The organism is Robbsia andropogonis (assembly GCF_000970345.1).
In the GTDB taxonomy this organism is placed as follows: Bacteria; Pseudomonadota; Gammaproteobacteria; order Burkholderiales; family Burkholderiaceae; genus Robbsia; species Robbsia andropogonis.
The window spans coordinates 16,513-28,521 of record NZ_LAQU01000014.1; the positions used below are offsets into that span (position 1 = coordinate 16,513).

Sequence of the window (12,009 nt, forward strand, 5' to 3'; positions counted from 1 at the left end):
CTAAGCCTCGCGCCGAAGTAGTTATCGGCGCAAGCATATCGATGCAAAAAGGAGAAATTTCATTGATTCGCAAGTACGTGAAGTTCGGTGTATCAAACTGGCGCAATCTGCTGTTTGGTTTGGTGCTCATGACACTGTCTAGCTTCGGCCAGACCTTTTATATATCCCTTTTTGGTCCGCACCTTAGAGAAGAATTTTATCTTTCGTATGGAAGTCTCGGGGCTGTGTACGCTGCGGCCACTATCACGAGCGCAATGTCTCTTACATTTGTCGGACAGTGGATCGACCGAATAACGGTGCGCCAGTATGCAATGGGTGTCGCAGTTTTTTTTGTCTTGCGCTTGTTTAATGATGGCGGCAAGTCATAACCTGCTGTTTTTGTTCGTCTCCCTATATCTTCTGCGTTTGGGAGGTCAGGGATTAATGGTTCATACATCGCTGACCACCACCGCCCGGACATTCCCGATGGACCGCGGGAAGGCGCTTGGTATTACGACGCTTGGATTGCCGTTGGGGGAAGCCGTCCTGCCCATCATCGCCGTTGCGGGGATGGCAGCTATTGGCTGGAGATCAACATGGATAGTCGGTGGCGTAATCGTCATGTTAGCTGCATCTAGCGCCATTCGCGTTTTGCCTGATGCTGTTAAAAACTTTCGTGCCCGTGATAGCTTCTCGCCTCAGCGGCGCGCAACGACGTTACGTCTCTGGCGAGACCGACGACTTCTTCTGACATTACCTTGCGTCTTGGCGTCGCCTTTCATTTCAACAGGATTCTTCTTTATTCAGGCACGGCTTGCCGCGGAAAAGCATTGGTCGCTGGAGTTTCTCGCTGCTTGCTTTGTAGGGTACGCGGTCGCTCGGGCTTTCGCGCTCCTCGCCATAGGGCCTGTGATAGACAAGTTTGGCGCCACGCGCCTGCTTCCGTTTTTTCTGGTCCCGCAAGGTATCGCGATGGCGACGATTGCTCTCGTGTCCGGAAAGATAGGGGCCCCCATTTATTTAATCTCAACAGGTATATCGGCGGGAATAGCAGCAACCATGGCGACCGCCTTATGGGTGGAAATGTATGGTGTAGAGGAACTCGCGCGAGTGCGATCGTCGGTCGAAGCCGCTACGGTTGTGGCGACTGGACTGGCACCCATCGTCGCAGGTTCGCTTATCGACGCGGGCGTACCGTTGACAATTCAGGCTGGCGGCTGTCTTTTTGCAGTGGTCGCAGTTAGCTGGGTTTCCAGATTCGCCTCACGCCACGCGAACCCGGCGCAGTTTCCAACGGGTTAGATCGCGCTGTCGTAGTTGGCTTAGCGAGAGTAGGTTCTTGTTATAGCGGGGCGTTTTAAAAGTTGCACTTTCGACGGCATCATACTGCACCGTGGGTCCTTTCGACAGGCGCGGCGATGAACAAACGCTAAGTAGAAACAGGCGCGATCTGCGATACGTGTCCAGGTTAGGCATTTCTGGTAGCGCCATGACAATCAGCGTATGCGTCAAGCTTGACATTGCTTCACTAACGTGACACGGTCCTTCGCTTCAAACAACAGCAGTGTTGAACACTTTGATGCAATTCCGGCCGGCGCGTTTAGCATCGTACAAAGCGAGGTCAGCCCGTGAGAGCATTTCCGTTAAATTGTACTCGCCTCCTTCAGATATTCCGATGCTGGCTGCGACCCGAATAGGTGTGCCATCTTTGGCAGTGAACTCAAGCTTACGTAGCGCCGCTTGTATGCTTTCGGCAGTGCTTATGGCTGCGGGCAAATCTTGCGCCTGAATCAGTATCGCGAATTCCTCACCGCCGATTCGCGCTATTAACTCCCTCGGTCGCACCATATTGCGCAGAACTTCAGCAACAGCCACGAGAACCCTATCGCCTGTAGGATGTCCATGGCAATCGTTAATCAACTTGAAATGATCCAAGTCGAGTAACATGAGAAACGCACACGCGCCCCTAAGTACTTTTAGCGATGCCTTACCTTCCGCTTCAAAGGCACGTCGGTTCATCAGGTGGGTAAGCGGATCAGTTTCCGCCTGTTGTTTGAACCGCTCCGTCAATTCAGCCCGTTCGCGTAAGCCAATTTCTACAGCATCCAGCGCTTTGAACAGCTCGTCCATTTCTTTTGGACCAGTTCGGTCCAAGCGACTCGATAACGGTTGTTCATTTACCAGTGCCACCAGCGACGCACTGACATCAAGCAATGGTTTCAGCACGCGCGTTCTGACGACCACGATGATCCAGTAAATCAACCCGACGATACATACGGTGCAAGCGAGTACACCGACAAATTGACGCGCCGCCTTGCGTTCACATATTTCGTATTTTTCCACCGTGTTTCGCAAATAATTGCTCCTCGATTTTTCTAATGGAGCGAGTGCGGCGGTGTAACGAAGGGTGAAGTCTCTCTCATCGAGAGAATAGGTTTTCCCTAACTGTCCTTCCGAGATAAGGTTGGCGACCAGGGGCAGACCATATCCTTCAAAGCTCTGACGAGCCAGGTCTTCTTCTGGGTTCCTTTCTAATTGCAACCGTTGCCACTGTAAGGCAATACGCTTTTGTATATCGTTTATGCGTTGAAGGTCTGATAATGGAATTTGCTTTCCCGATATAAGATACGGTACAACATAAGACCCTAGACGACCCGCCGAGTCCCGCAGGTCAGACAACGTTAGCGCATGCTGCACGGGGCCTAGCAAGGCGGGTTCCGAATGAACCAGATTTTTTGCGTGCCATTCGACAACTTCCTGAAAAGCGTCATACACGGAAAACATGGCTTCGATTCCTGCCTTTATATTTCTTGGGTCCACGACGGGACGTGTGGCAGCGTTATCCACTTGTCTTCTTGCTGTGCCGAGATACTGTTTAGCTTTGTCTAGAATTGCAGGGGGGATAATTTCCCTATTCAGCTTTCCTAGCGCAGCATCAGTTTGAGAGCGAAATACTTGCAGCCTGCTTAAAGCCGAAGGTGAGGCAGGGCTACCCATGACGATATTGGATGGACCGCGCTCCGCCGAAATGTGATTGGAAGTTTCCAGTACCAAATAAAATTCGTGCAATAGGCGTGCATCATGCCGAGTCTGTCCAAGCGTTTTATACAGATCAAGAAGACTCACGACGGCGACAGCGCTCGAAAGTGATATCGCAAGCAACGCCCCCAGCCATAACCGCCGACTGAGTCGACTTTTTGTAAATGAAAAAGGCGGCGGAGCGCTAGCCATGTTTACTCTAATAGGGGGAGGATTGCGATGTTCTAGTGTTATCGCATAAGGATCACTGTCCCATTATTTGAGCCATCGCGGAAAGAGATCAAGGACATCGCAAAGAATGCTTCCAGCTACTGTTGCATTGTCGCGACGCAGCATAACGGTAAGCCGCGGGTTATCCCTTCTCGACGATGGTCGATGGGAGGTTAGAGCGTCATCGACGGCATTGTCACATGAGTGATGCGATGGGTAGGCTTGGCATATGAAATTCTGGTCCAGCTATTATGGCCATCGCTTTTGCAAGACGGCGCTTAGCAAGTTCGCAAAAGTACGCTTCGCCAGCTCACGAATTCGTCATGGCGAGAGTCAAATCGAGCGTGGCCGATCATGCCGCTTTTCTAAACACCATGCCTTGGCGACTTGTATGACGGTAGTTATGCGAACTGGAATCTCGCTCTATTGAAGACTGGTGCCCGATGGATGAAGCATTGGCATCCGCACTGACACGGAAGATTGCCACCGAATCACGCAGCGCTTGTGCCTGATCTGCCATGGCGCGGGCTGCAGCGGTTGCCTGTTCGACCAGCGCCGCGTTTTGCTGTGTGACTTCGTCCATTTGGCTTACTGCCACATTCACCTGTTCGATGCCGATAGTCTGCTCGCTGGACGCTGACGCTATCTCCCCCATGATGTCGGTTACGCGCTTCACGGAGCGTACTACCTCGCTCATGGTCTGTCCTGCGTTATGCACCAGTGCCTCGCCAGCAGTGACATGTTCAACGGACGTCCCTATCAGTTCAGTGATCTCCTTTGCTGCGGCCGCACTACGTTGTGCTAGCGTACGCACCTCTCCAGCCACTACAGCGAAGCCTCGTCCTTGTTCTCCGGCACGTGCCGCTTCGACAGCCGCATTGAGCGCGAGAATATTGGTTTGGAATGCAATTCCTTCAATAACGCTAATGATTTCGGCAACTTTCGACGAACTTGTGGCAATGTCCTGCATGGTCGTGACGACTCGGCCTACCACTTCGCCCCCTGTGGCGGCTGTCTCCGACGCGGTGTTGGCGAGTGTGCTACCTTGGCGGGCGTTTTCGGTGTTCTGCCGAACGGTTGCAGTGATCTCTTCCATGCTGGCTGCGGTTTCTTCGAGGGAGGCTGCCTGCTCTTCGGTGCGTTGCGACAGGTCGACGTTGCCTTGCGAGATTTCTCCGGCCGCAACAGAGATGGATTCCGCAGACGTCTTGATACCCGACACAATATTGCTCAAATTTTTTCGCATCGCTTCGAGCGCAGCCATCAGGCTCGTGTTGTCATCTGCTGCCACGTGCACCTTCTGGGTGAGATTGCCTTGGGCGATTTGCTGTGCCATTTGTTGGGCTTGTGCTGGCTCTCCCCCCAGTTGCTTCAGAATGCTGCGGGCAATAATAATGGCCAGGAACCCACCCAAAATAAGCGAAAACCCGACGATTGCCCATGTGGTAATTTGGATCATATGATAAGTGACATTTGCTTCTTCGGTTGCTTGTGCATTGAGTTGATCCTCAAAGTCTGCTAGCTCATTCAGGTGCGAAAGCCAAGCAGCTTGCTTTGGTCGCGCTTCTTGCAGCAAGACTTTAATCGCTTCTGCGGGATTGTTCGCCAAGCCTAAGCCAATAGCCTTGTCCATCAAAGGCACGGCAGCGGCATTGTCTTCCTTGATTTGGGCGTAAAGCGACCTTTCACGGTCTGTCGTACCGGCTTCCGTTGCAAACATTTTGCCCAGCGCTTCTTCCGCGTTCGCATAAACTTTCTTTTGCCGCTCCACGCGTTTGGACTCCTGTGCGAGACCAGCCGGGTCCGTCAGTAGTGCGATGTTGCGAATGGCGATGGCTCGGTCCGCAACGGATGCTTTCATGTCTTTGGCATATTTTGATTCGTCGTTGTTCACGCGGGCTATGCTGTCGAGCCTGCTATGAATCGAAGATAGGCCGTAGAACCCTACAAGCGCGACCGTGACTAGTAGGAACAGAACGCTTCCGAAGCCTATTGCCAAGCGGGTTGATACTTTTGAATTGTTCATCGTATTTTTTAAATGACGTTAGCGATGCAACGACGCACAGACAAAACGGCGCCCCTTTTACTGCTATGGCAGTAATCAAGTTCGTGCGCGAAGATTGAACTGGATACTGTCCGAGACCGAGTCAGTCCCTTCCGCTTGGCTAACGGCCGCAGCCGAGCAGACTTGAGGGAAATTTACCATTTTTATCGTTTTAAAAAGGAATTATTAGATATATATGATTTATTTCGTAATTTAGGAGCATATAGATGCATTTTAAGTAGAGATAATTAATTCAAATTCTTGGTCACAAATATGGTGTGCCATTTTTATCATTTATTTTCATGTCGAACGATGTGTGGGAGCATCTCATGAGGACAACCTTACGGTAACTTACACGGCGTTTTGCGTAGACCCGTAATTGCACTCGTGTGATATTCAATCGACGACGGAGTACGTCGACAGTCATCGTGAGGATGGTGCTGCAGGGCGGCATATAGTGCTGATATGAGTGCGCCGCAGTATCGAATCGCAACGTACATGAATGGCCCCACGAGGCTTGCCATGGTCGTTTCAGTTGGTTTCCCGCTGAACCCAATACTTCTCGAAGCCTAACGCTGCCAAGCGTTGCTTTTATGATCTGTCGGTAATAGCGGTCGATGTATGTCTTCAATCCTGCTTGAAAAGCCTTTGCCAAGCCTGTTCAAGACAAGGATTTCTTGCCCGCTTTGCTGGCAAGATAATCTGCAAAGCCTTCGCATTTCAAACATGACGTCGGACTTGTTCGCTATGCCTCTAAAGTGGCATCTGACTCTTGTGAGTCGGTACACATTACGACTTCTCACAACTGCCACAAACAACCTGCCAATAAAGACGGGAATTGGCGAAATTACGGAACGACCGCACGTTTCGATCATATGTAAGGTAACTATTTCGGAAAAACCTTGGTGTATCGAATCGTACTATTTCGTAGGAGATGTTGCGTAACGACGTAAAGTGTTGCCAGCTGCCGCAACGAACTTCAGTTTTGGTACGATATCGAAACGATAATTTGAAATTGTTTGTTGTACTAAAGAAATAGAAGTCCGCGTGATGTTCCTTGGTTTGCAAAAAAAACACGGTGGGTTCAATGGGTCACCGCAACAGCCTCGCGTAGTTTATCGGCTGGAGACATGAAGCCCAAGGTCTTTCTCGGCCGTTCATTAAGGCGCGCTGCGATTTTGTTCAGTTGCGCCTGCGAATAGAGAAGCGCGAATGACGCATCTTGCGCTGGGTCCGCAAATGATACTGCAGCTCTTTCTTTAAAACACCGCGCGCCTGCACAAACAGGCTGCGATAGATTGTTTCGTGTGACACGCGCATCGACTCGTCATCGGTATATCGGCGCTTAAGCCAGCTGCTTACTTGTTCCGGAGACCATTCGCAAGAGAGCTTACGTTCGACAGCGTAGCGCAAGCGCAGGCTGCGCTCCAGCAGGCAATCTTTGGGACGCAGACTAACTTTTCGTTTGACGCGCGCACCGGTTCGCCTCGCCCTTGTATATGGACCAGAAGGCAAGGCACAACGACCGATGCGCGGCAGGCCTTTGGGCGGCCTGGTGCGTCACGAGAGCGTAGGAACCGGTGGATTCCGTTCCGCAAACGTTTGCGGATTCGATAATGTGGCGGAAGACGGTGCGCGTCAATCTAGGGAAAACCGCAGCATCGCCCGGCGGCCTGCATTCCAAGGGATGGGATCGTCGCCAAGACCTGTGGGAACGTCATGCGCCCGTCAAGGTAGACGGTAGTACGCGCGAACGCCGCGTGGCGACCGCTTCCTCGCCCGCATTTACCGCATTAAAGGGGTTGCGACCGGCTGAATCCGCCCAGTACGCAAACTGACGCTATCGTGCGTTAGTGGGTCAATACCGCATTGCGATTACGAGGCTATGCAAAAAGCAACGTGAGTTTCGGTATGTGTAACGAGGCAAGGCAACCTATCCATTCGCTCCGCATCAAGCGATACCGATAAAGAGGAGACAATTCACGCCGTGCTTTAACTTTGAACGAACGCAAGCAGGTCAGCGTTCAAAACGTCCGCATGCACAGTCAGCATACCGTGCGGGTAGCCTGGGTAGACCTTGAGCGTACCATCTTTCAGCAGTTTGATTGACTTCAACGCAGCGTCGCCGATAGGAACGATCTGATCATCGTCCCCGTGCATGACCAGAGTCGGAACGGTAATCGCTTCGAGGTCCGCAGTTTGATCCGTTTCTGAAAATGCTTTGATCCCTTCGTAATGAGCCTTTGCGCTTCCATTCATGCCTTGGCGCCACCAGTTCAAAATCACACCTTGGCTGACCTTTGCGTCAGGGCGGTTGAATCCGTAGAACGGGCCGCTCGGAACATCCATAAAGAACTGCGCGCGATTATCGGCTAACGCCTTGCGGAAACCATCGAATACCTCGATGGGTAACCCGTCCGGGTTGCCTGGTGTCTTGAGCATAAGGGGAGGTACCGCGCTTACAAGTACAGCTTTTGCGACACGTCCGGACGGCTGACCGTGCTTTGCAACGTAGCGGGCGACTTCACCACCGCCTGTGGAGTGTCCGATGTGAACAGCGTTGTGCAAATTTAATGCCTCCGCCACGGCTGCGGCATCGGACGCATAGTGATCCATATCGTGTCCTTCGGATACTTGTGCTGAACGTCCATGTCCGCGCCGATCGTGCGCAACAACCCGATAACCTTTGTTCACAAAGAAAAGCATTTGCGCGTCCCAGTCATCGGAGGACAGCGGCCAGCCGTGATGGAATACAATTGGTTGCGCTAATTTCGGGCCCCAGTCCTTGTAGAAAATCAACGTTCCATCTTTCGTCACCACGAAATTTTCATCGCGCCGATGGCCACCTGCTGACGCCGCTGCTCCTCCACTCATATTTGGCGCGGCTACAGCGCTAGATGAGGGGCCAACGGCGGCTGCAAATCCGACCAGACCGACGCCGGTCGATAATAGTTTGCGACGCGATGTGTTTGTGTTCAGCGAAATGGTAGCTGGTGTCATTTTCTACTCCGTTTTTAGGGCGACACACAGGGCGTCGAGCAAAAAAACTTGCGTGGTGGTTAGGTTGGTGCGCGATCTGCACTGCATAGGTCGGCGCACCAAGCATAGCGAGTTGGCGTGAGAAAAGTCCTGATCGAGAGATTAAAAGTTCTGAAATCTGCAGCCACGTTTCATTGCCGCTCAGACGTTGCGCTTGAGTCAAGGAACATGGTGGATGACCGCTGCAACCTTTCAACGACAATACGCTCCGTGTTCAATTCAGCAAGCAGCATCGCTGTTAAGCGCGTAGTATGGTCAACGCCATTACTGCGTCGCTACGGTAGACACACTCGCATAGACAGCGATGTTGCGTCGTCGTCGATGGTCGATCTTCTGTACGGCGTTCATCGCATGCTTGGCGCGGTCATAGAAGTAAGTCGCACCCTGCTGTCGGGCGACCTCCTGCGCACGGATCAGACAAGCATGCTGGTCGACGGTTGGGGTAGGTGGCATGCCAGTGTCATTCAGCTCGCTCGAGATTTGCGCAAGCAGACACCACAAAGCGCTGCTATACCAAAGATCGCCAGTTTGTTCGGCATCTGATAATAGAGCATGGACGATATTCAATGCTTTCTGATGAAAGCCGGCGCGGCTTACAGACTGGGCATAGATAGCCTGGAGCATGGTGCGGTGGGCAAGAAACCCGGTCGCTTCCAGTCTGGCGAATGCTGTTTCGTATGCCGCAAGCATCGTCGAAGAGGGGAAACGTGTCTGCATAAGATCAATCAACGCTTCAAAGCAGCGGCTCGACGCGTCCCATATTTCAAAGCCGGAGTGCGTGGCTAATTCGCTTAATTGCCGGTTGAAGCGTGTTGCTTTTTCGGTGTTGCCTGACATCAGCGAAATAGGAATATGAGCCTCAACGAGCACATAGGCAAGCGACATCTCGTGATGTAAATCATGTCCTCGTTGTAACGCGGTTTGCGCGACTCGCCACGCCTCGTCATCGTTCCCGCGCAACCATAGCACCCGCGAGAGCGTCGCACGGGCCACCACGCTATGATCGATCGAGAATCCGAGCAACGATAACTGATGGCGCGTATGTGCATACCGCGTGAGCATTGCTGTCAGATATTTTTGAGACTGGATCTGATTGCCTGCAAAATGGTGGGCAATTCCTATCAAGCGTTGACTTAATACCTTGTTCGTTTCGACGTTCTCGCGCTTTGCAAGCAATTCGAAATCAAGAGCATGACGTAATGCAGACCGCGCGTTGCCGCCATATTGCGCGGCATTCCACATGCCCCAGATAGCGCGCGCGGCAAAGTCGCCCAGTTTCAAACGCTGCGCGTCCGCACTTGCTTCGGACCAAAGCGATTTGGTCTGCGATGTTGGTCCGCTGGTATAAACCAAGCCAGCGGCGTAAGCCGTCGTCAACGAGAGATGTAGCGGCGACAATACAGAGGCGTCGTTTTCACATGACCGCAACAGCTGGCGACCGCGTGCAGCCCAATCGCAGCACTCGCGGACCATTGACTTTTCGAAGAACCAATAGCTTGCGGCAGCTGCTAAGGGCACGGCGATCGACACATCACCATCGTCCGAGAATGCCCACGTCAATGCGAGCTTGATGCCGTGTGCGTCGATCATCTCAGCGTTCGCTGTAGCGACGCTGTCGTTGCTTTGTAACGCTAGGGAGTCATCGAAACGCGGGATCTTGCCCGTGTGGGCTAGGGGAAACAGTGTGCCAAGGACATCATGTAAGAATGTCGCGTATCGGAAAGATAATTGACGTGATTCACCGTGGTCATTCAATTTTTGCGAGGCATAAGCTCGTGTGCTTTCAAGTAGTCGATAGCGCACGTCGTGCGCGAAGCGCTTCACATTGACCAACGATTTGCTAACCAGCCCGGCCAGTGATGTATCACATCGGGTTGGTGATAAGCCTTGATCGCTGCAAACCGCGCGCATCGCGTTGATCGAGAATCCGTTGGGAAATAGGCTCAGGCGGCGAAGTAGCAACTGCTCGGAATCCGTCAGCAACTCGTAACTCCAGTCTAGCGTTGCACGTAAAGTCTGATGACGTGGCAAAGCCGTTCTGTATCCGCCGGTCAATATACGAAATCGATCGTCGAGGTGCGCACTTACCGTCTGAATGCCTAATACAGTTGCGCGGATCGCAGCCAATTCGATTGCCAGCGGCATCCCATCCAGGCGCCGGCAGATGTTTGCAATGAGTTGCATGCTGGTCGCGTCGTATTCGAGGTCAAGATTCGACGGTCGTGCACGTTTTATGAATAACGCCACCGCACTACATGCCAGTGCATCCTCCCACGAATCATCGCCGCTGGGCACCGCAAGCGGCGGCAAAGTGTACAGCGTCTCGCCGTCGATGTTTAAAGGTTCTCGGCTGGTTGCAAGGATGCGGACGCTTGCGCAATGGCGTGATATCGCCTGAGCCAGCGTCGCCGCTCCGACAAGTACGTGTTCGCAGTTATCAAAAACGAACAGCGATTGACGTCGTCGAAACGGCGCGATCATTTTTTCGATTTCGCGTGAACCGACGAACGCTGGCGCTCGCGTTGCTTTTGCGAATTCGTCGAAGACGCCTTGATCGTTCGCCACACTGGCGAAATCAAGAAAAAAAACATCGTCTCTAAATTGTTGCAAACTTCCATTGGCTACCGAGATAGCAACGCGCGTTTTCCCCATCCCGCCGGCTCCGCTGATGGTAACGAGGCGTTGCGACGCGAGCATCTGGGCCACGTCCATACATACCTGATCGCGCCCGATCAAAGGCGAAGACCATACGGGAAGATTGTGTCGACCCTGGGGTGTCTCATCGACGGCGTGTTGCTCTGCATCGAATGGCAGGCGAAGCGTTGCTTCATCGGCGGCTCGACCTTCGGAATTTGTCAGCTTGCAAGGCCGTGCGACATTGGTGGATGCCTTTACGGCCGGGGTAGATTCCGGCGCAACTTGGGCACCGACGATCCTGTATCCGCGACCCGGCGTTGTTTGAATCAGATGTTTGTCGTCACCCAATAGTTTCCTGAGTGACGAAATGTGGACTTGCAGATTATTTTCTTCGACGATCGTGTTGGGCCATACGGTGCTGAGGATGACTTCCTTCGCCACCATTTCGCCTTTAGCACGCAGAAGTACTGCTAATACGTCAAAAGCACGACTTCCGATACAAACTATTTCGCCATTGAGCAGAATCTCCCTGGATGAAAGTGAGATATGCAGTTTACCGAGTTGTATCATGGCAATGGTCGAATGTCGACGCTGCAATAAAAGCACACTTTCACCATCGAAAGCGTGCATCTCGTGCTATCGCCCCGATTGTCGTTTAATGACTGCCTCGCTGAGCGCATATTTTCCCGGTCCCGCAATCGCGACGGTTGCAAAAATGATCAACAGCATCCAGGCGAATTGACCCTCGGCGAGCGACCAATCCGGATGGACGATCGCGACTGCCATTACAATAATGATGAGGATGGGAAGGGCCGCTAGCCGTGTTGCGATTCCGACGATCATCAGGATAGGGCATATTACTTCGGCAAAAATTGCGAAGTCTAGCGAAAACCACCTGCCAATTTTCAGTGGGTCTTCGATCAGTTGTAGTTGTGACGTGTAGTTGATGATTTTTGGCCAGCCATGCACTGCGAGCAACAATATACTCGCACTCGTTCTCAAGAACAGCAGCCCGAGATCGACGTTAAACCAAGTAAGCAGTTTCTGTAAATTAGGCATGG

General features: G+C 52.4%; 8 protein-coding genes and 2 pseudogenes. 3 read left to right on the top strand and 7 right to left on the bottom strand.

Annotated features, from left to right (window positions below; translation table 11 throughout):
- The first annotated feature begins 41 nt into the window (after positions 1-41).
- Both WM40_RS30120 and WM40_RS14080 read left to right on the top strand, forming a co-directional pair.
- Positions 42-368 (top strand): hypothetical protein, encoded by a 327-nt coding sequence (locus tag WM40_RS30120; RefSeq protein ID WP_052738323.1) that lies wholly within the window; start codon positions 42-44, stop codon positions 366-368.
- The gene (locus WM40_RS14080) at positions 307-1,281 is read left to right on the top strand and encodes an MFS transporter (protein WP_082102747.1); all 975 of its coding nucleotides are present in this window, start codon (positions 307-309) and stop codon (positions 1,279-1,281) included. Before WM40_RS30120 ends, WM40_RS14080 begins: the two co-directional genes overlap by 62 nt.
- Before the next feature lie 249 nt (positions 1,282-1,530).
- Here WM40_RS14080 and WM40_RS14085 read toward each other — a convergent pair whose 3' ends face one another.
- From WM40_RS14085 to WM40_RS14105, 5 genes and pseudogenes are all read right to left on the bottom strand, one after another.
- On the bottom strand, positions 1,531-3,210 hold the full coding sequence (locus tag WM40_RS14085) for a GGDEF domain-containing protein (protein ID WP_082102750.1): 1,680 nt from the start codon (positions 3,208-3,210) through the stop codon (positions 1,531-1,533).
- Between the two features lie 370 nt (positions 3,211-3,580).
- On the bottom strand, positions 3,581-5,254 hold the full coding sequence (locus WM40_RS14090) for a methyl-accepting chemotaxis protein (RefSeq protein WP_046153160.1): 1,674 nt from the start codon (positions 5,252-5,254) through the stop codon (positions 3,581-3,583).
- Positions 5,255-6,478: 1,224 nt separating this feature from the next.
- A pseudogene (locus WM40_RS32750) lies at positions 6,479-6,727 on the bottom strand (IS30 family transposase); the annotation flags it as partial.
- A 537-nt stretch (positions 6,728-7,264) separates the two neighbouring features.
- Complete coding sequence (locus WM40_RS14100; RefSeq protein WP_024904784.1) at positions 7,265-8,146, bottom strand: alpha/beta fold hydrolase; 882 nt, start codon at positions 8,144-8,146, stop codon at positions 7,265-7,267.
- A 429-nt stretch (positions 8,147-8,575) separates the two neighbouring features.
- Entirely contained in the window at positions 8,576-10,876 is a 2,301-nt protein-coding gene (locus tag WM40_RS14105) for an ATP-binding protein (protein WP_236693515.1), read from the bottom strand.
- On the opposite strand from WM40_RS14105, the gene WM40_RS31455 reads away from it, so the two are divergent.
- Positions 10,862-11,299 (top strand): hypothetical protein, encoded by a 438-nt coding sequence (locus WM40_RS31455; RefSeq protein WP_236693516.1) that lies wholly within the window; start codon positions 10,862-10,864, stop codon positions 11,297-11,299. The genes WM40_RS14105 and WM40_RS31455 overlap by 15 nt on opposite strands.
- Before the next feature lie 3 nt (positions 11,300-11,302).
- Here the strand turns inward: WM40_RS31455 and WM40_RS32495 are convergent.
- Positions 11,303-11,578, bottom strand: a pseudogene (locus tag WM40_RS32495) (winged helix-turn-helix domain-containing protein); the annotation flags it as partial.
- Between the two features lie 6 nt (positions 11,579-11,584).
- A complete protein-coding gene (locus tag WM40_RS14110; RefSeq protein WP_024904782.1) occupies positions 11,585-12,007 on the bottom strand; it encodes a DoxX family protein in 423 nt (140 codons plus the stop codon).
- Positions 12,008-12,009: the final 2 nt, after the last annotated feature.